The organism is Bacillus sp. TH13 (assembly GCF_016651175.1).
Lineage (GTDB): Bacteria > Bacillota > Bacilli > Bacillales > Bacillaceae_G > Bacillus_A > Bacillus_A thuringiensis_S.
Map to the genome: position 1 here is coordinate 121,884 of NZ_JAEKEJ010000001.1, position 24,460 is coordinate 146,343.

The following is a 24,460-nucleotide window of genomic DNA, read 5'->3' on the forward strand; positions in this document are numbered from 1 at the left end:
TTCTAATTATAGAACAGGGATATATTGGCTTTATATTTTTAAATTAAATAATCTCATTGGATTTTGACAAGAAAATAATTAATATAGATTTGAATTCTCATTCGTAAAGCATGTTTTAATCTTCTTAATGGTCTTTCATTTTTGTCTCAATGCTTGTTTTCAAATCAGTTGATACTCGATTGAAATACCCCAAAACGACCTCCCTAATATCATCGGATATAACTTTCAAATCACTAGCTAAGTTCTCAGCGAGATGTTCTTTTTCTATCGGCTGTAACTTCGTATAAAATTCACCAGCCTGCGTAAAGTCATCCTGTTTCGTTATAGAAGTTCTTTCAAGTTTACCTTCAACGTACCTTCCTTCACCGGTTGTAATTTGATTAGCAGGTGTCCAATCTTGCTGCTGGTTAATCGTTAATTTGCGAAATTCGGAACCAATTCTTCTTCTTTGAGAATCACTGTAAATGTTAGCACGCCCTTGCAGCATTTTATCATCTGATAGTTCTGCACCGTCTAGTAAATTAGAAGGGGAGAAGGCGACTTTTTCTACTTGCTCCATATAATTTTCAGGATTTTTATTTAATACCATTTTGCCTACTGGTATAAGAGGATACTTCTTTTCATCCCATACTTTTGTATCATCTAAAGGGTCATAAGAAAGATGTGCTTCATCTTTCGGATCCATGAGCTGGACATATAAACCGTATTCTACTGGTTTACCATTTGCAATTGCATCATATAAATCTTTCCCGCTATAATCAGGGTTTTCAGCAGCCAGTTTATTCGCTTCCTCACTAGTAATGTATTGAACACCTTCAAAGGGGTACCAATGATACTTTACATACTTTCGATGACCTTCTGCATTTCTCCATACATATGTATTAACACTATGTCCTGGGATGTGGCGAAGACTTTTGGCCGTACCAGCATCAGAATATAAATGGACAACGAAATGAATGGATTCAGGCGCTCTAGCGACAAAGCTCCAAAATCTATTAGGGTCTATTAAGTTATTTATAGGTGAAGGTAACAACGCTTGAATCGTTTCAGGGAAACGAATCGGATCACGAACGGAAAAGACAGGGATGTGATTACATAAAAGATCGAAAATGCCTTCTTCTGTATAAAACTTTGTAGAAAAACCGCGTACATTTCTAGAAGTGTCAGGTGTTCCTTTCGTACTAACGGCTAATGAAAATCGCACCATAACAGGAACTCTCGCATTAGAATTTTGTAAAAAACGTAGTTTAGTATGTTCAGACATTGGATAGATTGTTTGAAAATAACCGAACGCACCAAATCCTTTTACATGAACAGGTCTTTCTAAAATTTTTTCGTGAATAAATTCTTGTAGCGTCTCGTGAAGTACACTATCTTGCTTTAGAACAGGTCCACGTGAACCAACTGTTTGTGAGTGAAGTATAGCTTGTTCATTACGTTCTCTATTTTCATTAAAGTCATTCCCTAGTAAAGATTGCCCCTGTTTATCATAGTTTTCATCCATCTATATAGCCTCCAAATCTTTTTTGTCCATTGTTACTAAATATGATTTCATAGCCTTGATTATGTATGACAAGCACAGTCCAAAATGGTAACAGACCGCTAGATGAAAAAAATGCACATGTAGTGGACCTGTTGAAATAGAAGAAATTATGGAAAAATGAATATCGGGAAGAAAATTACTATGAAAATTTCAATCTAAAAAATGAATTTATACATGACTTTATAGAGAATGAACATAAATAAACAGGGAAAATAACTAGGAGGAATATAAAATGTCGGATTGGTTTCAATTAGATAAAGAATATATGATGTCTACATATTGTCGTACAGAGGTTGCAATGGAAAGGGGAGAAGGGTGTAAACTGTATGATGTAGATGGTAAAGAGTATTTAGATTTATTTTCTGGCGTAGGAGTAAATGTATTAGGATATAATCATCCTAAAATTGTACAAACGACAATGGAGCAAGTTGCGAAATCGTTGCATTTACCGTTTCATTTTTTAAACCCAGTTGCAATTGAGTATGCAAAGAAATTAGTAGGTTGTACTTTAAAAAGCGGAAAAGTCTTTTTTACAAACTCTGGTACGGAAGCGACAGAAACGACATTAAAATTAATTGATAAATATAGATTTATTGCGAATGAAGAGCGTGATGGAGTAGTTGTGTTAAAAGATAGTTTTCACGGGAGGACGTTAGGGGCACTACATTTTACGAGACAAGAAAAGGTATATCAAAATTTCCCTAAAACATCTATTCCTGTATATGAAGTAGAGCGCGAGAATATAGACCAATTAGAAGAAACCATTATTAAAGAAAATCCAATTGCGATTATGCTAGAGCCTGTTTTAGGTAGCGGGGGGATTTATCCTTTATCAAGTGAATATTTACATGGTGTTCAAAATTTATGTGAAAAATATAATGTACTTCTTGTCGTTGATGAAGTTCAAAGTGGAATGGGTCGAACGGGAAAACTATTTGCTTATCAAAATTTTAATATTACACCGGACATTATTCAAATCGGTAAAGGAGCAGGAGGCGGGATACCGCTAGGGGGAATTATTGTAGGTGAAAAGTTATGTGATGTATTTTCACCAGGAGATCATGGGACAACGTTTGCTCATTCATCAATGGGAACAGCATTAGGTTTAACTGTATTAAATACATTACTTGATGATGGGTTAATGCAAGAAGCTTATGAAACGTCACTATATTTAAATGACAAACTGCAAGACATTCAGAAAGAAAATTCTTATTATATTCAGGAAGTGCGTCATGCGGGGATGATGTTTGGGATAAGTGTGAATGACACGAATGAAAATGTGAAGAAATTACAGATTGAGTTAATGAATAAAGGGATGTTAGTCGATGTAACACAAGGGAATATTATTCGATTACTTCCGCCGTATATTATTACGAAAGAGGAAATTGACGCATTCACTTATGAGTTTATTTCCTGTGTTCATAACATAGCTGCTACAGCAAGTATTTAAAAAAATATAAAAAATATAAAAAATATAAAAAGCTGAAAAAGCCGCTAAAATAGCGGCTTTTTCAGCTTTTAAAATAGTAAATTACTTAACATAGAGAGCATCTCATTGGACAAATAATTAATTATGTGAAACAATAATAACAGATAAGGAGACGTTAATTTTCCTTAAGTGCTTCGAATTAATTTTATTCAATAAGAGAAGGTGTGCTTAAAGAAGTTAAATTAAATAAGGAGCTGTTTTATTATATGCAACAAAATAATGATTTAAATTTTGAACCTCAAGACGTTAATATTGTCAATCCTAAACAAGCCAGGAAAGCAGTAATTGCTACTGGTATAGGGAATGCAATGGAGTGGTTTGACTTCGGATTATACGCGTATTTAGCGGTTATTTTAAGTCAATTATTCTTCTCAGGTGTTGATAATAGTGGATTGCAGCTTGTACTTACATTCGGTACATTTGCAGCAGCCTTTCTCGTTCGACCAATCGGAGGTGTATTCTTTGGTAGAATAGGAGATAAGTACGGCCGAAAAATCGTGTTAAGTACTACTATTATTTTAATGGCACTTTCTACATTATTCATCGCATTACTACCAACCTATGAACAAATTGGTGTATGGGCACCAATACTACTTTTAGTTGCCCGAATGATTCAAGGCTTCTCTACAGGCGGCGAATATTCAGGTGCAATGGTTTATATCGCAGAATCTTCTCCAGATAAAAAGCGTGGTATACTCGGTAGTGGTCTTGAAATTGGAACACTCTCAGGTTACATTGCTGCATCGGTAATTGTTACCATTTTGACGTTATTGTTAACAGATGAGCAAATGCTCAGCTGGGGATGGCGTATTCCGTTCTTAGTAGCTGCACCAATTGGTTTGGTCGGTTTATACTTACGCCGTCATCTAGATGAATCTCCAATCTTTGAAGAGATGGAAAAAGCACAAGAGGAATCTGAAGACAATGAACAATTTTCATTTATGGATATTATTAAATATCACAAAAAAGACTTCTTATTAAGCACAGTAATTGTCGCCTTCTTTAATATTACAAATTATATGATTCTTTCGTATATTCCTTCTTATCTAACTCAAGTACTTAAAGTCGAAGAAACAACAGGCTTATTAATTATTTCTATTACGATGGCACTTATGATTCCACTAGCACTATATTTCGGTAAGTTAAGTGATAAAATTGGTAATAAACGCGTTGTGCAAATTGGTTTACTTGGTTTAACTGTATTTGCAATTCCAGCATTTTTACTAATAGGTAACGGACATATTGCAGCTATATTTGCAGGTATTTTCGTACTAGGTTTCTTCTTAAGTGTATATGAAGGAACATTACCTTCATTATTACCATCACTCTTTTTCACCGATGTACGTTATCGAGCACTTTCGATCTCATTTAATATTTCTGTATCGATATTCGGTGGAACAACACCACTCGTATGTTCATACTTAGTTCATGCAACTGGTAACCCGCTCGCACCGGCATTTTATTTAGCAGGTGTAAGTATTATTGGATTAGTTGTATTTAGTGTACTATTTGTTACGACTTCAGGGCGTGCGCTAAAAGGTTCATATCCTACAGTAGAAACGAAAAAAGAAGCACACCTAATCGCTAAAGAAGACCCTGAAGAAACACTTTGGTGGCATGAAGAGTCATTAGAAATTGAAGCAGGGAAGAATGCTTCCATTTAAAAAGTAACGTAGAAGTATAAAAAGACTCCTATGAATAAATAACGGGTTCAGTTACGGGAGAGAAAATATAAAATAACAAACAAAAAAGGGATGTAAATCACATATGATTTAGCATCCCTTTTTATATTGTTATTAAAATGTTTAAGCACTTTTATGTACTCTTGCTATTTTATATACTAAAACCATTGCTAAATTGGTTGTCTAGAAAGACCTTTAATGATAGCTCGTGGAGATGGTAAAAGTTATATCTATTCTAATTTTAATCCAAAATACGCACAAATGACTTTAACGATAATTCGAACCCATTATAACTTTTGTATGCCATTTACCACAAACGAAGGGAAAAAGAAAACAGTAAAAACATCAGTTTAACGATTGGGGATTATTGGAAAATCGTTTGATTTAAAAGATATAATTTAATTTAGATAGTTCACTCAAATAATGGTGGACTATATTTTTTTAAAAAGGTAAATGGAAATTTATGTTAAAATAATGATAGAGATTGTGAAAAAATGTTCTTAAACTAACGGTCAGGTTACTTTAAGCAGGATTTTTCAAAGGAAATGGTGAATATCATATTTTGAAGGGGTGGTTGCAGTGAAGTAAGTGATTTTTTTATCTTGGTTAAATACTTTGAAGAAAGGGATTTATAACTATGAACACAAAACTAATAATAGTAGAAGGTTTACCTGGGTTTGGAAAATCAACCACTGCAAAGCTAATAAATGAAATTCTAAGCCAAAATAAAATTGAAGTTGAACTATTTTTAGAGGGAAATTTGAACCATCCAGCCGACTATGATGGTGTATCTTGTTTTAATAAATTTGAATTTGATAGATTATTATCTAACAGTGGAGATTTTAAAGAAGTGCTTCTTAAAAGAGTTCTAAAAAAAGGAAACAATTATTTATTACCATACAGAAAGATAAAAAATGAGTTTGGTGATCAGTTTTCGGACGAATTATTTAACGATATTTCAAAAAACGATATATATGAATTGCCATTCGATAAAAATGTTGAACTAATTGCTGACAAATGGAATGACTTTACTGAAAGTGCTCTAGACGACAATAAGGTTTATATCTTTGAATGTTGTTTCATACAAAACTCATTAACTATTGGGATGATTAAATATGGTGAACAAAAAGAAAAAATAATAAATTATGTAATGAAAGTTGCAAAAATCATAGAGAATTTAAATCCAATGTTATTGTATGTAGAACAAGATAATCTTGAATTTTCATTTAGGAAGGCACTAAAAGAAAGAACTCCAGAATGGTCCACAGGAATCGTCGACTATTACACTAACCAAGGCTATGGGAAAGAACATAACCATTCAGGTGTAGAAGGAGCGATAAAAGTTCTTGAAGCTAGAAGGAATTTAGAATTAGAAATATTCGATATGTTAAAAATGAAAAAAGAAAAAATCAATAATACAAAATATGAAATTGACTCATATAGCTCAATGTTAAAAGATAAGTTAACAATACAAATGGTGAAATAGCTTTTTGCACTAACTGGTACTTTAGTTGAAGAAGGAAATAAAAACGCTCAGAATATTTTCTGAGCGTTTTAGTTTGCTATTTATAATGCGAAATACATACAAATTATTGTGTTATTTCTAATGGTTATTAGCATTTTTCTCTCCCTAAACTGAGCACATGAATGAAAAAATAGGAGTCTTTTGTTGTCTTATTTCTTTCTTTTCTTCAAATGTTTTTGATATGCATAAAGCTTATGAATCTCTTCCTTAAATTCATGCAGAAGTACAGTGTTTTCACCATTTGAATAACGCACAGTATTATAAGCGTCTATAATAATATCACTTTGAATATTTACATCTTCTTCATCGTTTATTCTTTCTAGCCAAGCCTCAACAGTTTCTCCCCGTTTTCTATTTAAAGGAGGGGTTAACTTACTCTCTAGCTTGAAAATTTCTTTCCGAATTTCGTTATGTGGAGGTTTATTTCGTTTAAAACGATTTTGGCTCATTCCTTCTTTATCAGTAATGATAGTAGATTCGAAGGCGGGCATATTTGGTAAACTGAATTGTTTTCGTCTTTTTATTATTTTCCAAACAACGTAAATAGCAATGGTTGTACATACTATTATGGTAATGCTATTTATGAGAGTTGGATCAAAGGCACGCTGTCCAAACTCATCCTTAATTTGAGGATCCTTTAACTTCCCTTTATTCGACCAAAAATCATCAGTTTCTTTTAATTCAGCTGCTGAAAATAACGGATTGATAGCGTATCCGAATCCTAATGCAACTGTTTCTATGATATACGAAAAAATAAGTCGAATGAAAGGAAACACTTGAACAAGTACTATACTCATTACACCAATGGTAATGATGGAAGTGAAACGTAATAACTGTTGATTCCGATTTGCCCCAGTTAACCAAAATGTAATCATAATGTGTATAACTAATAGTAACAGCTTCCACAAAGGTGGAAAGGGCGCATAAAATATGGCTGAAATACTAAACCAAACAATACCGCCTAACGATTTTTGTACCGGATATCCTGGTCCGATTACATGTACGATAAAGAAGAAAAGCGGTAACATAATTGTGCCGAATAGAGAGAATGGGAGAAGGAAAGAACAACCGATTATTTGAGTAATGAACAGTATGACAAATTCTGTTGTTTTTTTCTTCATGAATTTATGAATAAGAAATACGCCTACATAGCCTGTTGCTAAAAATATGGAAATAGCAACAAGGTCATCCCTTTCTGTTAATAATGAAAGGAGGAGAAGCAAAATAAAGTCATTAACGTGATAGAGCCAAGTTTTCAACCGATTCCACCATCCCTTCGCTATTAATGAGGAACGTTGGCTGCGAGAGAAGAGGGGGTTCATTTCTTTGTAAACCAATGTATATCATTGTAGACGATCGCTCTCTCTTTCTCGTTACATAATGAAGGAATCCTTGTTTCGGAAGTAACGTACTATCATCTGAAATACGTGCTAATTCTTCTAAAGCTTTTGCATATTGCGTTTGCCCTTCATGTAACGATAAATGTAATGCACCACCTTCTGCTAATACACTAATAAATAATTCAAACGGTATGTGATGCTTCGTTGCATATTGGCAAATGTATGTTGCGAATGAAATTAAATCTTCAACATTATCTTTCCAACCAAACCCGCGATCGGCAGCTAAAGAAAGACAAATCGTCCAACTATAATTTTTTACAGGTTCATATTGCTTCGCTTGTAATTGTTGCATTTTAGCAGATGCTTTCCAATGAATAGAGCGGAAAGACTCGCGCTCATATCGCTTTACACCGATAATAGATGTTTCATCATTGTAAAAAGAAAAATTGGTTCGATAAGATCCATTTAAAAGTTGCTGAAGTTCTTGCAAACCTGCGACTTCTTTAGGTGATGGATACACAATAATTTCAGTTTTTAACTTATCGAAAACGGGTAGGTGTACAGTTAATAAATGAAAAGGATCTTTTAATACACATTCAAACTGTTCAATTTGAAACACACCACGTTTCGTTGCGGTTAATGTTAAATCCCACTTTTGTGCCGAATGTGCAGGTTGTGAAAATGGAAAAGAGAATAACGTTTTTGATATTTGTTCAATTCCTTGATCTTTATGCTGTATAAGAGACGAATCTAAATGAAAATAACAAACACCATTAACGAGTGGTATGTTTGCACCATTTTTTAAATGAATAAAAAACTGTCCAGATTCATCAGGGAAAAGCCGAGTTGTTTGTTTTTCGTTAATTACTTGGAATTTTTTCTCTATGTAAGCGACATATTTATAAATGAAAATCGCAAATAAATAATAGGAGAAAAAGAGAAACATAATGATTCGTTGCGGCATAAAAAACGTAAATAGTATAGCGCCTGGCACAGTTAGTTGAATAATATGGAGTTGAAAAAATAAAGGTACAGTTAAAACGCGCTGTCCATTCATGCTTGCTCAATCTCCACAGGTACGTCAATTTCTTTTAAAATACTTTGCATAATATCATTTTTTGTCGTGCGTAAAGCACCTTCCATTGATAAGACAATACGGTGATTCCAAACAGAAGGAGCTAAAAATTGTATATCTTCAGGGGTGCAATATTCTCTCCCGCGTAAGAAGGCTAATGCTTGAACTGCGCGCACTAAAGAAAGTGTGGCACGTGGGCTTACACCGTTAGCGATATAATCGTGATTTCGAGTAGCTTGCGCAAGTTTAATTATGTAATGTTCTAACGGTTCTGATATGAAAATTTCTTTTACTTGTTTCTGTGATTCTAATATATCTTCTAATGAGATAACAGGTGTGACACGTTCTAATGGTATATCGTTACGAAAACGTCGCATCATTTGTAACTCATCTTTAGGAGTAGGATAACCGATTGAAATCGTCATTAAAAAGCGATCAAGCTGTGCATCTGGAAGAGGGAAAGTCCCTTGTGATTCAATTGGGTTTTGCGTTGCAATAACAAAGAACGGTTTCGGGAGAGGAGTAGACTGTTTTTCAAGCGTCACTTGTCGCTCTTCCATCGCTTCTAACAAACTAGACTGTGTTCTCGGCATTGCACGGTTAATTTCATCTGCTAGCAAAATGTTTGTCATAATTGGTCCAATTCTTAACTCAAATTCACTTGTTTTTGGGTTGAAGTATTCAATACCTGTTACATCACTTGGAAGTACATCAGGGGTGAATTGAACACGAGAAAAACTACCACCAATACTTTTTGAAATAGTTTTCGCCAGTAACGTTTTCCCAGTACCAGGCACGTCTTCGAGTAGTACATGTCCATCAGCAAGCAGTGAAACAAGCAGTAGATCAATAACATTTTCCTTACCGACAAAAACAGATCCTATGTTTTCTTTCAATTTATTTATCATATGTACCATTCCTTTCATTATAAAAGAGCTAATATTTCTATATTTTAACAAATTATTCAGAAAATTGGTATCATTTTTTAATTCAAAGAAATGGATATTTAATTATTAAATTACTCTTGCATATTTTGGAATATGATTATACAATATCGATATACGATGTATCGTGAGTCGATATATCATAAGACGATGTATCGGAGGTGGTTATAATGAATGCGAAAGCGCAAAAATATATTCCGTTAACTGAGGCGACATATTACATACTGTTGTCACTAGTGAAACCAATGCACGGATATAGAATTATGCAAATGGTAGAAGAGATGACAAATGGAGAAGTAAAACTCGGTCCTGGTACATTATACGGGAATACGACGAAATTACTTAAAGAAAAATTAATTGTTGAAGTTGCCTCTACAGATAGAAAGAAGTGCTATGAGTTAACGCCGTTTGGGAGAGAAGTGTTAGAGCTCGAGTATAACAGGTTACAGAGATCTGTAAGGAATGGGAATAGTATATTAGGGGAGTGAATGGAATATGGAGACAAAGAAGGTATTCAAACCTTTCGCGATATGGAGCTTGGAAAAAGAAGAAGCTTTTTTAAGAAAAATGCATCAAAAAGGATGGGCTTTACAAAAGTATAATGTAATGTATACGTTTAAGAAAACTGAACCGAAAGATGTAATATATAAAGCGGATTTTAGACTGGATTATAAAGATTCGAAAGAAAAACAACTAGAATATATTGATATGTATGAAATGTGTGGCTGGAAACATGTAACGAGTTTTGCGAAATGGAATTATTTCTGTAAAGAAGTAGACGAGGAAAATGAGTTACCTGATATTTATTCAGACAAAGAAACGAAGATACAAAAACTTGTTGAATTGATACAGTTCGTTGCAATTATGTTTGTAACGTTAATTCCAGTGCTTTACTTATGTTTTCTTGGAGTATCAGAATCAGGATTATATAGAGGTATGGTAGGGTTTTTAGTTTGTATATATTCATATGCGTTTATTAATTTATTTAGAAAGCTTAAAAAGTTGAAAAAGGAAATATTTTAACAAAGAGTGATATTCTTAGAGAAGATTTATGGGAATCACCTTCTCTAATTTCTATATATATTTATTTTGTTCATTCTTTTTTATATAATAAAAGACCGATTTTTTAATTCATAGAACTAACAGTTACAAAGATGATACCAGTAACAATAACTAAAAAAATCATAAATGAAGAAGAAATAATTAATAATAACGAACTAGCAATTAATATCAATTTATTAGATTTTTGATTTTTATAAAGGAAATAAAGTAAAAGACCACAAACAGTAGAAAATATCCATATAGCTAAACCGTAAGAAGTCGAGATTTTCCTCCAATCGAAGATCCAAAAGTAAAAGATGACTATGTGGCAAGTTACTAGTAGAAATGTTGATGGAAGCATTATCTTTTTATTTAAAATCATTTGTTTCACCTCAATTATGTAAATATTACCAAAAGGGTGTGGGTTTTAATATATAATAAGGAAGAAATACATCTTTAATTAACTTATTAAATGGAAAAATCCCTTATAGAAAAATCTATTTCTACAAGGGATAATAATGTTTTTATTAGAAAGACTGATTTTGCGCAGGTTTAATAAATTGTTCAGGGTTTTCAACAAGTCCGCATACAGCACATTGGACACGGTATGTAGGTCCTTGATAGGCCATATGAAAAGCATTCATCGTTTCATTTGTGTATTCTTCTTCTACTTGACCAGTTTGTGGGTTTAATTTGACTGGTTTTACTTGTTGCTCAAGAATATTAAAGCGAGTACGGTTCGTTTTACAGCTTGGACATAGCATTGGTTCCATATGTATACACCTCCATTTGTATCATTTCTTAAACTCTTTAATTTTATGCAAGCAAAAAACTTTCTCAATATAAATAGGTGTTTAATGTATTTAAAATTCAGAAAAAATAAAATATAATAAAAGTACGAACTGGTTATGTCCAAACCAAATCTCCTGTTTTATGCCAATAAGCTGGGGGCCGAGAAATCGGCCTCATTTTTTTTGCTCATTACTACAAGGAACAAGGTTTTTGTGAGACTTTTGTCGAAATTTTAGGGATAGATATAAAGGGGATGTAAAATGGATTTGAAAATGAAGTACATCATTTTATATGTAGAAAAGTTTGAGGAATGTTTAAAATTCTATAAAGATATTTTACAGTTACCTATAAAAGCAGAGCACGGTACATATATTGAATTTAATACTGGAACTACCATTTTAGCGATGAATACGCGGCAAGATGTGAAAGAATTAACAGGACTACCGCTTACAGAAGGTGAATTACAGTCTTCTCATTTCGAATTAGGATTCGTTGTTGAGAATGTACAAGAAACGATTGAGCAATTTAGAGAACAAGGAATCAAGATTTTAGTTGAACCTATTGTAAAACCGTGGGGACAAACAATTGCCTACATTGCTGATCCAGATGGAAATTATATTGAAATTTGCAGTTCATTAGAATAGAGGGTGAAAGAGAGATGGGATTTCCGAAACTAGAAACAGAACGTTTACGACTAAGAGAACTTACACTATTAGATGCAGAAACGCTGTTCCAATATTTTTCGAAAGAATCAGTTATACGTTATTTCGGAATGGATTCTTTTGAAAATATTGAGCAAGCGAAAACAACGATTCAAACGTTTAAAAATCGTTATGAAGAGGGCAGTGTATTTCGCTGGGGAATCGAGAAAAAAGGGACAGGCCAATTAATCGGAACGTGCGGATTTCATTTAATTAATAATAATCATAAACGAGCTGAAATTGGTTATGAATTAGATGATACGTATTGGGGACAAGGATATGCATCGGAAGCATTACAAGCGATTTTAGCTTACGGATTTGAAATGTTGCAACTGATAAGAATCGCAGCGGTTGTATATGTAGAAAATAAAGCTTCTCAAAAGCTGTTAATAAAAGCAGGATTTCAAGAAGAAGGATTACTTCGAAAACATATGATTCAAAATGGAGTTGCTCATGATACCATTTTATATTCTTTATTAAAAGAAGAGTGGAAGAAGTAATGAGTACAAACGAACTTATAACGATTATGAAGAAGCATAGGGAAAATAGATTCATTTTAGGTATAGATGGTTTAAGTCGTTCAGGAAAAACAACATTCGTAGCAAATTTAAAAGAAAATATGAGACAAGAAGGCATTCCGTTTCATATTTTCCATATTGATGATCATATAGTGGAGCGTAATCGACGCTATTATACAAACCATGAAGAATGGTATGAGTATTATTGTTTACAGTGGGATATTACATACTTGAGGCAGAAGTTTTTTCAGAAGTTACAACATGAGACAAAATTGACTTTGCCTTTTTATCAAGAGGAAACAGACTCATGTGAAATGAAAAAAGTACAGATTCCTATTGTAGGCGTAATTGTTATTGAAGGAGTTTTTCTGCAGAGAAAAGAATGGAGAGATTTCTTTCATTATATGGTCTATTTGGACTGTCCAAGAGAAACAAGGTTTCTACGTGAGAGTGAAAAAACGCAGAAAAACCTTTCAAAGTTTGAAAATAGGTATTGGAAAACAGAGGATTATTACTTAGAAATGGAATCGCCGAGGGATAGGGCGGATTTAGTCATTAAATGATTTGAACATAGAAGGTGAATAGAATGAATATTTTATGGGATTTTGATGGGACGTTATTTGATACGTATCCTGCATATACAATGATGCTTTCTGAAATATTAGGTGATTCAGTAGAAAAACAAGAAATATACAAAAACTTAAAAATATCATAATCTCATGCAATTCAGTATTATAATATTTCATGCGAGCAGGAAGAAAAGATTAAAGTTTTGAAGGGAAAATTCACGCCAAAAGATATGAAACCTTTTGCAGGTGTCGAAGAGGTTTTGAAATTTGCAGATAAAAATGTGATTATGACCCATAAACATAGGGCTGGAGTTATGGACATTTTAAAATATTATGGCTGGGAAAAATACTTTGTAGATATGGTTACAATTGACGATGGCTTTCCCCGAAAGCCGAACTCTTTAGCTTACGATCATCTGCATAAAAAATACAATATTGATTTAGCTATTGGAGATAGAGAATTAGATTTATTACCTGCAAAAGAATTAGGTATTTCAACATGTATGTTTCAAGGTAATTGTGATGTAGCGGATTATTCTTTATCGCATTACTCGCAGTTTTTTAAGGTAGTGAGTGATAGAGAGTTTTCTTTATAAAAAAGTTATTAATAAAGACTGTATCTTTCATTTTAAAGGTACAGTCTTTATTTTTTAGAGCTATTATATACCAATTGCCGTGGATTAAAGAATGATTGTCTATCTTTAGTAAAGAAATAGTCAGGTTAGTTGTTAGATAGAAATAAATTGACAGATAAAGTGATAGTGTCCATTTTATCTGCTTTTTATTATAACCAAATTATGGTTATTCATGCTAATATAAACTCATAGCTATATAGAAGGGGTGGGATTAGTATGAAAACAGAAATAGTTCCTAAAAAGAAGTACAGTATAATAAGCTATATATCTTTACTCATCGGCATTTTGTGTTTTCTATTCGTTTTTATAACGCCAACAAGGATAGCGAATGCAGGTAATATAGTTGGAGAGTATATTACAATTGCCCTGACAGGTGTAGGTATCATGCTTTCAATAATCACAATGACGAAAAAAACAGAGAAGAAGGGGATTGCTATCCTTTCATTAATACTGTCCTCATCATTCTTTATATTTTGGATCATAGCAATTATCCTATTGTTTACTGGTCAAATTAGTTTTGCGCCGTAATGTGTAATAAAAAGAGTCCTTCTCGTATGATAACGGGTTCAGTTACGGGAGAGAAAATATAAAATAACACACAAATTAGGGATGTAAATCACATATGATTTAGCAACCCTTTTTTTATTGTTATTACAGTGTTTAAGCGCTTTTATATAGTTAAATAGTGTTCTAAATAACAAGATAAATGGAAAATTTATGTTAAAATAATTATAGAGATCGTGAAAAAATGTTCTTAAACTAGCTGTCAGGTTACTTTAAGAAGGTTTTTTCAAAGGAAATGGTAAATATCATATTTTGAAGGGGTGATTGTAGTGGAGTAAGTGATTTTTTTAATCTTGGTTAAATACTTTGAAGATAGGGGTTTATAACTATGAATACAAAACTAATAATAGTAGAAGGGTTACCTGGATTTGGAAAATCAACCACTGCAAAGCTAATAAATGAAATTCTAAGCCAAAATAAAATTGAAGTTGAACTATTTTTAGAGGGAAATTTGAACCACCCAGCCGACTATGATGGTGTATCTTGTTTTAATAAATTTGAGTTCGATAGATTATTATCTAACAGTGGAGGTTTTAAAGAAGTGCTCCTTAAGAAAGTTCTAAAAAAAGGAAGCAATTATTTATTACCATACAGAAAGATAAAAAATGAGTTTGGTGACCAGTTTTCGGACGAATTATTTAACGTTATTTTAAAAAACGATATATATGAATTACCATTCGATAAAAATGTTGAATTAATTGCTGATAAATGGAATGACTTTGCTGAAATTGCTCTAGAAGACAATAAGGTTTATATTTTTGAATGTTGTTTCATACAAAATCCATTAACTATTGGGATGATTAAATATGGTGAACAAAAAGAAAAAATGATAAATTATGTAATGAAAGTTGCAAAAATCATAGAGAATTTAAATCCAATGTTATTGTATGTAGAACAAGATAATCTTGAATTTTCATTTAGGAAGGCGTTAAAAGAAAGAACTCCAGAATGGTCCACAGGAATTATCGACTATTACACTAACCAAGGCTATGGAAAAGAACATAACCATTCAGGTGTAGAAGGAGCGATAAAAGTTCTTGAAGCTAGAAGGAATTTAGAATTAGAAATATTCGATATGTTAAAAATGAAAAAAGAAAAATCAATAATACAAAATATGAAATTGACTCATATAGGTCAATGTTAAAAGATAAGTTAGCCATACAAATGGTGAAATAGCTTTTTACACTAACTGGTGCTTTAGTTGAAGAGGGAAATAAAAAACGCTCAGAATATTTTCTGAGCGTTTTAGTTTGTTATTTCTAATGTTTATTAGCATTTTTCTCTTCCTAAACTGAACCCATTACTCATATGAAGGACTCTTTTTATTCGGTATCTTCAGGTTGATATTCTAAAATATCCCCCGGTTGGCATTCTAATGCCTTGCAAATGGCTTCTAAAGTTGAAAAACGGACTGCTTTTGCTTTTCCATTTTTCAAGATAGAAAGGTTAGCCATTGTAATTCCAACCTTCTCCGAAAGTTCTGTTACACTCATTTTTCTTTTTGCTAACATTACATCAATATTAATAATAATTGCCATATTATTCACCTCAGACCGTTAAATCATTTTCTGATTTTATATCTATAGCATCTTTTAATAGTCTTTGGAGAACGGCAGCAAAGACCGCGATTACCATTGAAGCAAAAATCATAATCATTCCGATAATAATAATGCCAGGGGCGTCATCTCTCTCTGCCACGAGATAGAAAAGTGGCATACCTAATACATATAATACACTAATTGCCAATGCGCTGTACTTAATATTTTTTAAAGCTTTTACAGATAACTCTGAGAATGCGTTGTTTTTATCAATATAGTTTAAAAGCTTAAATGTTTGGTACAGTGCGAAGTAATAAGGTATTGCTGTTGCGTATAAATTGATAAATACAAGATATTTAATATGTGCAATATCCGGATATAATTCTGCGGCGAAATTTCCTATTTTAGGGACTAAAAAAATGCACATAGCAAGAACAGGGATACCGATCAGAATCACAACGGTCTTTAAAAAGAGTGTTGATCCTTGTTTCATAAAAAGCACCTCATTTATTTATTATCTTATTAATTTAACATGAAATTTATTGTTTAACAATAAATTTTTATTTCTTTTAATCGAGGATTTATTGTTAAACAAGTAATTAATGAAAAGGATGCTAAATCTTTTTTATAAGATAGATGACACATACCGGTATTTAATTAAGGAAAGAAAGAGAAAGTAACTATTGTTAGCTTTATGAGAATTGGGAACTAATAAAACATATGTAGGTTGTGGAATGAAAAAGGAAATAAGGTGTATTTAAATGAATGCAAAGTTTATGGAGGAACAATCATGTTGAATTATGGTGTGAAGATGAAAAAATTACTATTAGTGGGAGCTATAATAGTAAGCGTATTAAGTACGGAAAGTATGATGAATTATCATGCGGCCAAAGCTAAGGTGAAAAAAGTAGAACACCAGCCTAAAAATATAATTATGATGGTTATGGACGGAACGAGTTCAACGGCGACAACATTGGCTCGCTGGTATAAAGGGGCACCGCTTACGTTAGATCAAATTGTAACAGGAGGTGTTCGTACGTTTTCGGCGGAATCAGCTATTACAGACTCAGCGCCAGCAGCAACAGCATTAGCAACTGGAAATAAATCGAATTCAGGATATGTAGGCGTACTACCTTCTATTGTAAATTCACCTAACTTAAAGCCAATAAAAGAAGAGGACAAGTTACGGCCGGTCGCAAACGTATTGGAAGGTGCAAAACGTACTGGTCGTGCAACTGGAATTGTTGCTACATCTGAAATTCAGCATGCTACTCCGGCGGGATTCTCGGCTCACCATGTCAATCGCAAGCAATTTGACGTAATTGCGAAGCAGCAAGTATATCAAAATATAGATGTCGTATTAGGCGGGGGAAAAGCGGCGCTGCTACCTATGAAAAGTAATGGAATCCGAAAAGATGGTGAAAATTTAGTGAAGGTGATTCAAGACAAAGGATACGATTTTGTTGAAACAAAAGATGCGTTATTGAACTCCAAATCTAATAAAATTTGGGGCTCTTTCTCAAATCATGCTCTTGCGTTTGATATAGATCGTATAGCAACAAATCCAGAACAACCAACACTTTCTCAAATGACAGAAAAAGCAATTCAAACATTATCAAAAGACAAAGATGGTTTCTTTTTATTTGTAGAAGGTAGTAAGCCTGATTGGGCAGCCCATGCTAATGATCCAATTGGGATGATTAGTGATGTATTGGCATTTGATAAAGCGGTAGCAAAGGCGTTACAATTTGCGAAGAAAGATGGGGATACGATGCTTATAGCTTTAACTGATCATGGTAACAGTGGTATCTCTATAGGGAATAGGAATACGACAAAAGGATACAATACTACACCAGTTTCTGCATACATCGATCCATTGAAAAAGGCGGAAATGACACTTGAAGGAACTATAAATAAACTGAAATCTGATTTATCAAATGTAGAAGATGTAGCTAAACTATACGGTTTGGACAATTTAACTCATGATGAAAAAGAAAAATTAAAAGCGGCAAAAAAGAAAATGGATGTAGGACGAATCCTTACTATATTATTGGCTAATCGTGCAAATATCGGCTTTACGACAGGAGGACATACAGGTGAGGATGTATTCTTATATTCTTATGGACCTCAAAAACCAGAAGGCTTAATCCAGAATACAGACATTGCGAAGACGATGGCCAAAGCGATGGGCTTTAACTTAGAAGAAGTAACGAATAAAATATTTTTAGAGAGTGAACAAGCCTTTAAGAAAATCGGTGCAACTGTAACAGCCGACAAAACCGAAGGAGTAAACCCGTTACTCGTGGTAAAACATAATAAAGTAGAAGCACAACTATTTGGTAACAAAAATATAATTCGTATCAATGGTAAAGGGTATGAATTAGGAAGTATTATTGTAGAGAGTAATGGAAAGTGCTATGTACCAGAAGAAGCAATTCAACTATTTGTAAAGCATTCTCGTTAAAAAATTGCCAACCAGTTAAGCTAACTGGTGGCAATTTTTTGCGTTTATTCTAAATATAAGGGTTCGGATTGTTTTGGGAATTTTTCCAGATGAGACTTGTATAAACGTTAAAGGGGAATTATATTTTTTTCTTACATTAAAAAATTTCGTTTTGTAGAATAGAGAATTTATACATATAGTAAAGTCTAATGTATTATCAATTAATATTTACGAAAAATATATTAATACTTTAGAATTTCTTTAATTTTCATTATTTTTTATTTAATATTATTCGTTATATTTATAATGTGTTTATTTCAATTTATCGTATTGCAGCGCAATTTCATATAATTATAAAGCAATCCTCAAAATAAAATCTCCACTAGAGTAAATTTATTATTTTTTTTTGTCTTTTTTATCCCGCTATTTGCCGGGCAGTAAGACCCCCACCTCAAAAATCAGCGAAAGCAAAGAAGTTAGGTGGGGGTCGGGCTGCCTGTAAAAGCCCGATTGGTGAGGGCTGATTAAAGTTTCACTTTATTTACGAAAATTATTATGCAGCTAAGAAAACTGTAGTTTATTGGATTAGAGGTATATTAGAATTTAGTTGAAGAAAGAGAGAGGGAATAAAATGAATATAGTGCACTTACGTCCTAAACAGCGGTCTAAGTATCGCATTATGCTAGGGACGTGGTATTACTCTACAAAGAGATACATTCAGTGGTTAGTAGACGGAAAAACATATGCAAAAAGGCTCCAACAAGAAAAGCTACCTTGTACAGCAATTCAGCACCGAACGATATTACTTCGTAAGCTCAAAGATGTAGATATGTGGTATCAACAGAATAAGGTTGTTAATTTGAAAATTGCTGTTAAAAAACTAAATGGTATCGTCATTAGACCAGGAGAAACATTTTCTTACTGGCGTTTAATAGGTAAGCCTACGAGGAAAAAAGGGTATGTAGAAGGTATGGTATTACACTACGGATCGTTTAAAACAGGTATTGGAGGAGGTCTTTGTCAGCTTTCGAATTTAATATATTGGATGACTTTACATACACCACTGACAGTAACAGAACGATATCGTCATAGCTTTGATGTCTTTCCTGATTCTAGGCGAACTCAACCGTTTGGGAGTGGAGCGACTTGTTCCTATAACTATTTGGATTTACAAATTAAAAATGAAACGGACCAACCGTATCAACTTCACCTTTATATGACAGATGAATATTTAGTTGGTGAATGGAGAACAGTCTATCCGCAACTTTATCAATATGAAGTGTATGAGAAAGAACACTCAATTCAACCTGCATACTGGGGCGGTTATATACGACATAATGTGATTCAACGTAAAGTATATAATCAACAGAAACAGTTAATAGAAGATCAATATGTAACGGAGAATCACGCTATAATGATGTATGAACCACTATTAGCTTGTAATAATGAGAATAGTGAGTAATATGGTAATCCATAGATTAAATAGTATAGAAAATATTTAATTCTTATTTTTATTAAAAAAATATAAATCTCAGATTTACTGGATTTTAATTGTAACTAAGAACATATAAAAGTTCACTGTTATTTATAGGAGAGCCTGTTTGTTTTTCTATCTTTTGTATTTCTCTCTGCATAAAAAATATTTCTCAACATTTTATTTGTTGAAAAAGATTGAATATTCGTATTATAACGAATATTATGTTGTTATCGGCAAAAAACGATAATTTGCAGACACTGGGGAGGAAATGCATTGAAAAAGAAAAAGAAATTAAAACCATTAGCCGTATTAACAACAGCAGCAGTACTAAGTAGTACGTTTGCTTTTGGAGGTCACGCAGCGTATGCTGAGACACCAACATCATCTCTACCAATAGATGAGCACTTAATACCGGAGGAGCGTTTGGCAGAAGCACTAAAACAACGGGGGGTAATTGATCAATCTGCATCACAAGCTGAGACGTCAAAGGCTGTCGAAAAATATGTTGAGAAAAAGAAAGGGGAAAACCCTGGGAAAGAAATCTTAACAGGAGATAGTCTTACACAAGAAGCTTCTGATTTTATGAAAAAAGTAAAAGATGCAAAAATGAAGGAAAATGAGCAGGCACAGCAGCCTGAAGTAGGCCCAGTAGCTGGACAAGGTGCAGCATTAAATCCAGGGAAATTAAATGGAAAAGTACCTACTACATCAGCGAAGCAAGAAGAATACAATGGAGCTGTTCGAAAAGATAAAGTACTTGTTTTACTTGTAGAATTTAGCGATTTTAAGCATAACAATATTGATCAAGAGCCAGGATACATGTATTCTAAGGACTTTAATCGTGAACATTATCAAAAAATGTTATTTGGTGATGAACCATTCACTTTATTTGATGGATCGAAGATTAACACATTTAAGCAATATTATGAAGAGCAATCTGGTGGTAGCTATACAGTTGATGGGACTGTAACAGAATGGCTTACTGTTCCAGGAAAAGCATCAGATTATGGTGCTGATGCGGGTACTGGGCATGATAACAAGGGGCCTTTAGGACCAAAAGATTTTGTGAAAGAAGCATTAAAAGCAGCGGTAGCAAAAGGAATCAATTTAGCAGACTATGACCAATTTGATCAATACGATCAAGATGGTGATGGAAATAAAAATGAGCCAGATGGCATTATTGATCATTTAATGGTTGTACATGCTGGCGTTGGTCAAGAAGCTGGCGGCGGTAAATTGAAAGATGATGCGATTTGGTCACATCGTTCAAAACTAGGTTCAAAACCATATGCAATTGATGGCACGAAATCTTCTGTTTCGAACTGGGGTGGAAAGATGGCTGCATATGATTATACAATCGAGCCTGAAGACGGAGCAGTTGGTGTGTTTGCACATGAGTATGGTCATGATTTAGGTTTACCAGATGAATATGATACAAAGTACTCAGGACAAGGTGAACCTGTTGAGTCATGGTCTATTATGAGTGGTGGTAGCTGGGCTGGAAAAATTGCAGGAACAGAGCCAACGAGTTTCTCACCACAAAATAAAGAGTTTTTCCAAAAGAATATGAAGGGGAACTGGGCGAATATCCTTGAAGTAGATTATGACAAACTTAGCAAAGGCATCGGTGTTGCAACATATGTAGATCAAAGTACTACAAAATCTAAACGACCTGGAATCGTTCGTGTTAACTTGCCGGACAAAGATATAAAAAATATCGAATCGGCGTTTGGTAAGAAGTTCTATTATAGTACAAAAGGAAATGACATTCATACAACACTTGAGACACCAGTATTTGACTTAACAAATGCAAAGGATGCCAAGTTCGATTATAAGGCATTTTACGAACTTGAAGCGAAGTATGATTTCCTTGACGTATATGCGATTGCAGAAGATGGAACGAAGACACGCATTGATAGAATGGGCGAAAAAGATGTAAAAGGCGGCGCGGATACAACTGATGGTAAATGGGTTGATAAATCATACGATTTAAGCCAATTCAAAGGAAAAAAAGTAAAACTGCAATTTGAGTACTTAACAGATATTGCAGTAGCTTATAAAGGATTTGCGTTAGATAATGCAGCCTTAACTGTAGATGGAAAAGTTGTTTTCTCTGATGATGCAGAAGGTCAGCCAGCAATGACGTTAAAAGGCTTTACTGTGTCTAACGGATTTGAACAGAAAAAACATAATTACTATGTAGAGTGGAGAAATTACGCTGGTTCTGACACTGCGTTACAACATGCACGTGGCCCAGTATTTAATACAGGAATGGTTGTATGGTATGCGGATCAAAGCTTTACAGATAACTGGGTAGGCGTTCATCCAGGTGAAGGGTTCTTAGGAGTTGTAGATTCTCATCCAGAGGCAATTGTAGGGACATTAAACGGACAACCTACTGTGAAGAGCAGTACGCGTTATCAAATTGCCGATGCGGCATTCTCATTTGATCAAACGCCAGCATGGAAAGTAAATTCACCAACTCGCGGTATCTTTGATTATAAAGGATTACCAGGAGTGGCGAAATTTGATGATTCTAAGCAATACATCAACAGCATTATTCCTGATGCAGGACGTAAGTTACCAAAATTAGGACTGAAGTTTGAAGTGGTAGGCCAAGCTGAAGACAAGTCTGCAGGTGCAGTTTGGCTTCATCGATAAAATAAGGTAAAAAGAAGAGGAGCTGCCATAAGTCGGTGAAATTGACTTATGGTAGCTCTTTTCTTCTTGTGAAAAAACTCTCTGTTTTTTTATGTACTTATTGGAAAAATTCGAAGTTTCTTTGATATATAATGCTCCGTTTGTCCAATTATAGAAGCTATTTTGGACGTAAGAAATTTGTAAGTAATGAGTAAGAAAAAAGAGATTTTTATAGTATAAAATATTTATTATAGCTACTTTTAACACCTGATACTAATAGTGTGCTATAATATGAATTAGCAACAAAAAGGAAAGGAATTAGAACAATGACCTTAGAAAATACTAAAAATTTAAAAAAACAAGTTGCTCCTTTTGAAAAATCAACGATTAAAAAAAGTGTTTGGCAACTGATCAACACAATCGTGCCATTTATTATTTTATGGTACCTTGCTTATAAAAGTTTGTCAGTTTCTTATTGGTTAACATTAGTTCCAGCACTGTTAGCCGCTGGATTTATGACAAGGATTTTCATTATTTTTCATGATTGCACCCATTATTCGTTTTTTAAAAGTCGACGTGCAAATAGAATAGTTGGAACGTGTATGGGTGTTTTAACATTATTCCCATTTGATCAGTGGGGGCATGAGCATTCTATTCACCACGCTACGAGTGGTAATTTGGATAAAAGGGGTACAGGAGATATTTGGACGCTTACAGTAGATGAATATGTAGCAGCACCATTTAGACTCCGTTTAGCATATCGTTTATATCGCAATCCATTCGTTATGTTTGGGTTAGGCCCGATTTATGTTTTCCTGCTTAAAAATAGATTTAACCGAAAAGGTGCTAGAAAAAAAGAACGTATGAACACTTATTTAACGAATATTTTAATCGTTGCTATTATAGGAATGCTTTGCTGGGCAATTGGATGGCAATCGTTTCTTTTAGTACATGGTTCTATATTTTTAATAGCAGGTTCAATAGGTATTTGGTTGTTTTACGTACAGCACACATTCGAGGATTCTTATTTTGAAGAAGATAAAGAGTGGGAATATGTGAAAGCGGCAGTGGAGGGAAGTTCTTTTTATAAACTTCCAAAAATTTTGCAATTTCTAACGGGTAATATTGGATTCCATCATGTTCACCATTTAAGTCCAAGAGTACCTAACTATAAACTAGAAGAGGCACACAACAATACGCTTCCTTTAAAAAATGTACCAACGATTACGCTTGCTACAAGCTTGCGTTCACTCCGTTTCCGTCTTTGGGATGAGAAAAGTAACAATTTTGTTAGCTTTAAAGATGTCAAAAATATAATTAAAAATAATGTTTCTGTTCGGGTGAAATCTGAACTATAATTGCATCGTATATAAAACTCCCCTTAATCATTTTCGATTTAAGGGGAGTTTTTTGTTTAAAGAGTAGATGCCAGATAAGAAGAAAAATTAAATGATTCAAATTATAATTGAAGCAGATTAGAAAATTGCTTGTACGTAAGTACAAATATAAGTTTACAGTAAATAAATTATGTTGACAAATGGGGTTGTCATGAATTTTCCATTATGATAACTGTTCATAAATCCGACGAAAATTAATAGCAAAAGGGGGCTAGTACACATGCCCATCAACTTAAAAATGAAAACAAAGTGTACTTTTTGTGTACACTTGTTTTTTCATACGCTCACGAAGTTGTTTTTCTGTTAATCGATACATAATCACCCGAGTGAATAGTTTTTTATCCTTTCCAATATAAGCTTCTTTTATTTCATAGGACTGTCCTGGTTTTAAGGTATCCATGATGTGCTCTAAATCAACTTTGATGTACTGATATTGTTTTTTTATTGTTCCGTTTCGAAAGTATTCAGGAAATTCATTTTTGACATATATCCTATTGTTTAATTTGAGTCGCGATATATAGTACACACCACGTTGATCCATTTGAAC

At 33.5% G+C, this 24,460-nt stretch carries 21 protein-coding genes and 3 pseudogenes; 15 read left to right on the forward strand and 9 right to left on the reverse strand.

The window, feature by feature from the left end; all coding sequences use genetic code 11:
- Positions 1–124: 124 nt before the first annotated feature.
- A complete protein-coding gene (locus JFU02_RS00660) occupies positions 125–1,504 on the reverse strand; it encodes a catalase (RefSeq protein ID WP_097960323.1) in 1,380 nt (459 codons plus the stop codon).
- 271 nt (positions 1,505–1,775) lie between these two features.
- Between JFU02_RS00660 and JFU02_RS00665 the strand changes: the two genes are divergently transcribed.
- The 3 genes from JFU02_RS00665 to JFU02_RS00675 all read left to right on the forward strand — a co-directional run bounded on the left by JFU02_RS00665 (position 1,776) and on the right by JFU02_RS00675 (position 6,200).
- Positions 1,776–2,993, forward strand: coding sequence for an aspartate aminotransferase family protein (locus JFU02_RS00665; RefSeq protein WP_086407394.1), 1,218 nt, complete (start codon positions 1,776–1,778; stop codon positions 2,991–2,993).
- 245 nt (positions 2,994–3,238) lie between these two features.
- Complete coding sequence (locus JFU02_RS00670) at positions 3,239–4,696, forward strand: MFS transporter (protein ID WP_001186930.1); 1,458 nt, start codon at positions 3,239–3,241, stop codon at positions 4,694–4,696.
- Between the two features lie 655 nt (positions 4,697–5,351).
- The gene (locus tag JFU02_RS00675) at positions 5,352–6,200 is read left to right on the forward strand and encodes a P-loop NTPase family protein (RefSeq protein WP_086407395.1); all 849 of its coding nucleotides are present in this window, start codon (positions 5,352–5,354) and stop codon (positions 6,198–6,200) included.
- Between the two features lie 188 nt (positions 6,201–6,388).
- Here JFU02_RS00675 and JFU02_RS00680 read toward each other — a convergent pair whose 3' ends face one another.
- The 3 genes from JFU02_RS00680 to JFU02_RS00690 are packed head-to-tail and all read right to left on the reverse strand — an operon-like array spanning position 6,389 to position 9,562.
- A complete protein-coding gene (locus tag JFU02_RS00680) occupies positions 6,389–7,498 on the reverse strand; it encodes a DUF4018 domain-containing protein (protein WP_201069427.1) in 1,110 nt (369 codons plus the stop codon).
- Positions 7,473–8,636, reverse strand: coding sequence for a DUF58 domain-containing protein (locus tag JFU02_RS00685; RefSeq protein WP_001014348.1), 1,164 nt, complete (start codon positions 8,634–8,636; stop codon positions 7,473–7,475). Before JFU02_RS00685 ends, JFU02_RS00680 begins: the two co-directional genes overlap by 26 nt.
- Positions 8,633–9,562, reverse strand: coding sequence for an AAA family ATPase (locus JFU02_RS00690; protein WP_000608782.1), 930 nt, complete (start codon positions 9,560–9,562; stop codon positions 8,633–8,635). Before JFU02_RS00690 ends, JFU02_RS00685 begins: the two co-directional genes overlap by 4 nt.
- A gap of 206 nt (positions 9,563–9,768) precedes the next feature.
- Between JFU02_RS00690 and JFU02_RS00695 the strand changes: the two genes are divergently transcribed.
- Positions 9,769–10,086, forward strand: a complete 318-nt coding sequence (locus JFU02_RS00695) for a PadR family transcriptional regulator (RefSeq protein ID WP_201069428.1) — start codon at positions 9,769–9,771, stop codon at positions 10,084–10,086.
- Between the two features lie 79 nt (positions 10,087–10,165).
- Positions 10,166–10,621 carry a DUF2812 domain-containing protein gene (locus JFU02_RS00700; protein ID WP_308201928.1) on the forward strand — a complete coding sequence of 152 codons (456 nt, stop codon included), beginning with the start codon at positions 10,166–10,168 and terminating at the stop codon, positions 10,619–10,621.
- 103 nt (positions 10,622–10,724) lie between these two features.
- On the opposite strand, the gene JFU02_RS00705 is transcribed toward JFU02_RS00700, so the two are convergent.
- On the reverse strand, positions 10,725–11,021 hold the full coding sequence (locus JFU02_RS00705; RefSeq protein ID WP_080546835.1) for a hypothetical protein: 297 nt from the start codon (positions 11,019–11,021) through the stop codon (positions 10,725–10,727).
- A gap of 145 nt (positions 11,022–11,166) precedes the next feature.
- Entirely contained in the window at positions 11,167–11,412 is a 246-nt protein-coding gene (locus JFU02_RS00710) for a hypothetical protein (protein WP_000433609.1), read from the reverse strand.
- 279 nt (positions 11,413–11,691) lie between these two features.
- Here JFU02_RS00710 and JFU02_RS00715 point away from each other — a divergent pair, with 279 nt between their 5' ends.
- The 6 genes and pseudogenes from JFU02_RS00715 (at position 11,692) to JFU02_RS00740 (ending at position 15,594) form a co-directional block, all read left to right on the forward strand.
- On the forward strand, positions 11,692–12,075 hold the full coding sequence (locus tag JFU02_RS00715; RefSeq protein WP_000364499.1) for a VOC family protein: 384 nt from the start codon (positions 11,692–11,694) through the stop codon (positions 12,073–12,075).
- Between the two features lie 14 nt (positions 12,076–12,089).
- Positions 12,090–12,632 (forward strand): GNAT family N-acetyltransferase, encoded by a 543-nt coding sequence (locus tag JFU02_RS00720; RefSeq protein ID WP_000506677.1) that lies wholly within the window; start codon positions 12,090–12,092, stop codon positions 12,630–12,632.
- Entirely contained in the window at positions 12,632–13,213 is a 582-nt protein-coding gene (locus tag JFU02_RS00725; protein WP_086407399.1) for a kinase, read from the forward strand. The genes JFU02_RS00720 and JFU02_RS00725 overlap by 1 nt, the downstream gene beginning before the upstream one ends.
- A gap of 23 nt (positions 13,214–13,236) precedes the next feature.
- Positions 13,237–13,815, forward strand: a pseudogene (locus JFU02_RS00730) (HAD-IA family hydrolase).
- A gap of 255 nt (positions 13,816–14,070) precedes the next feature.
- The gene (locus tag JFU02_RS00735) at positions 14,071–14,382 is read left to right on the forward strand and encodes a hypothetical protein (RefSeq protein WP_201069429.1); all 312 of its coding nucleotides are present in this window, start codon (positions 14,071–14,073) and stop codon (positions 14,380–14,382) included.
- 364 nt (positions 14,383–14,746) lie between these two features.
- Positions 14,747–15,594: pseudogene (locus JFU02_RS00740) on the forward strand (hypothetical protein).
- A gap of 146 nt (positions 15,595–15,740) precedes the next feature.
- Here the strand turns inward: JFU02_RS00740 and JFU02_RS00745 are convergent.
- Together JFU02_RS00745 and JFU02_RS00750 are read right to left on the reverse strand one after the other, a co-directional pair.
- On the reverse strand, positions 15,741–15,956 hold the full coding sequence (locus JFU02_RS00745; protein WP_000974619.1) for a helix-turn-helix domain-containing protein: 216 nt from the start codon (positions 15,954–15,956) through the stop codon (positions 15,741–15,743).
- A 10-nt stretch (positions 15,957–15,966) separates the two neighbouring features.
- Positions 15,967–16,449, reverse strand: a complete 483-nt coding sequence (locus JFU02_RS00750; RefSeq protein ID WP_000809116.1) for a DUF2975 domain-containing protein — start codon at positions 16,447–16,449, stop codon at positions 15,967–15,969.
- Positions 16,450–16,746: 297 nt separating this feature from the next.
- On the opposite strand from JFU02_RS00750, the gene JFU02_RS00755 reads away from it, so the two are divergent.
- From JFU02_RS00755 to desA, 4 genes are all read left to right on the forward strand, one after another.
- Positions 16,747–18,420, forward strand: a complete 1,674-nt coding sequence (locus JFU02_RS00755) for an alkaline phosphatase (RefSeq protein WP_061665897.1) — start codon at positions 16,747–16,749, stop codon at positions 18,418–18,420.
- A 610-nt stretch (positions 18,421–19,030) separates the two neighbouring features.
- On the forward strand, positions 19,031–19,861 hold the full coding sequence (locus JFU02_RS00760; RefSeq protein WP_001028247.1) for a VanW family protein: 831 nt from the start codon (positions 19,031–19,033) through the stop codon (positions 19,859–19,861).
- 288 nt (positions 19,862–20,149) lie between these two features.
- On the forward strand, positions 20,150–22,537 hold the full coding sequence (locus JFU02_RS00765) for an immune inhibitor A domain-containing protein (protein WP_000727446.1): 2,388 nt from the start codon (positions 20,150–20,152) through the stop codon (positions 22,535–22,537).
- A gap of 305 nt (positions 22,538–22,842) precedes the next feature.
- Entirely contained in the window at positions 22,843–23,874 is a 1,032-nt protein-coding gene (desA, locus tag JFU02_RS00770) for a Delta(5) desaturase DesA (RefSeq protein ID WP_000171497.1), read from the forward strand.
- A 292-nt stretch (positions 23,875–24,166) separates the two neighbouring features.
- Here desA and JFU02_RS00775 read toward each other — a convergent pair.
- Positions 24,167–24,457 (reverse strand): annotated as a pseudogene (locus tag JFU02_RS00775) (IS4 family transposase); the annotation flags it as partial.
- Between the last annotated feature and the right edge of the window lie 3 nt (positions 24,458–24,460).

Excerpts from the sequence above, each read along its gene's own strand:
- JFU02_RS00665 (WP_086407394.1), top strand. The coding sequence starts at position 1,776 with ATGTCGGATTGGTTTCAATTAGATAAAGAATATATGATGTCTACATAT.
- JFU02_RS00700 (WP_308201928.1), top strand. The coding sequence starts at position 10,166 with ATGCATCAAAAAGGATGGGCTTTACAAAAGTATAATGTAATGTATACG.
- desA (WP_000171497.1), top strand. The coding sequence starts at position 22,843 with ATGACCTTAGAAAATACTAAAAATTTAAAAAAACAAGTTGCTCCTTTT.
- JFU02_RS00710 (WP_000433609.1), bottom strand. The coding sequence starts at position 11,412 with ATGGAACCAATGCTATGTCCAAGCTGTAAAACGAACCGTACTCGCTTT.
- JFU02_RS00705 (WP_080546835.1), bottom strand. The coding sequence starts at position 11,021 with ATGATTTTAAATAAAAAGATAATGCTTCCATCAACATTTCTACTAGTA.
- JFU02_RS00690 (WP_000608782.1), bottom strand. The coding sequence starts at position 9,562 with ATGATAAATAAATTGAAAGAAAACATAGGATCTGTTTTTGTCGGTAAG.
- JFU02_RS00675 (WP_086407395.1), top strand. The coding sequence starts at position 5,352 with ATGAACACAAAACTAATAATAGTAGAAGGTTTACCTGGGTTTGGAAAA.
- JFU02_RS00715 (WP_000364499.1), top strand. The coding sequence starts at position 11,692 with ATGGATTTGAAAATGAAGTACATCATTTTATATGTAGAAAAGTTTGAG.
- JFU02_RS00755 (WP_061665897.1), top strand. The coding sequence starts at position 16,747 with ATGTTGAATTATGGTGTGAAGATGAAAAAATTACTATTAGTGGGAGCT.
- JFU02_RS00660 (WP_097960323.1), bottom strand. The coding sequence starts at position 1,504 with ATGGATGAAAACTATGATAAACAGGGGCAATCTTTACTAGGGAATGAC.
- JFU02_RS00760 (WP_001028247.1), top strand. The coding sequence starts at position 19,031 with ATGAATATAGTGCACTTACGTCCTAAACAGCGGTCTAAGTATCGCATT.
- JFU02_RS00735 (WP_201069429.1), top strand. The coding sequence starts at position 14,071 with ATGAAAACAGAAATAGTTCCTAAAAAGAAGTACAGTATAATAAGCTAT.
- JFU02_RS00685 (WP_001014348.1), bottom strand. The coding sequence starts at position 8,636 with ATGAATGGACAGCGCGTTTTAACTGTACCTTTATTTTTTCAACTCCAT.
- JFU02_RS00750 (WP_000809116.1), bottom strand. The coding sequence starts at position 16,449 with ATGAAACAAGGATCAACACTCTTTTTAAAGACCGTTGTGATTCTGATC.
- JFU02_RS00670 (WP_001186930.1), top strand. The coding sequence starts at position 3,239 with ATGCAACAAAATAATGATTTAAATTTTGAACCTCAAGACGTTAATATT.
- JFU02_RS00720 (WP_000506677.1), top strand. The coding sequence starts at position 12,090 with ATGGGATTTCCGAAACTAGAAACAGAACGTTTACGACTAAGAGAACTT.
- JFU02_RS00745 (WP_000974619.1), bottom strand. The coding sequence starts at position 15,956 with ATGGCAATTATTATTAATATTGATGTAATGTTAGCAAAAAGAAAAATG.
- JFU02_RS00695 (WP_201069428.1), top strand. The coding sequence starts at position 9,769 with ATGAATGCGAAAGCGCAAAAATATATTCCGTTAACTGAGGCGACATAT.
- JFU02_RS00725 (WP_086407399.1), top strand. The coding sequence starts at position 12,632 with ATGAGTACAAACGAACTTATAACGATTATGAAGAAGCATAGGGAAAAT.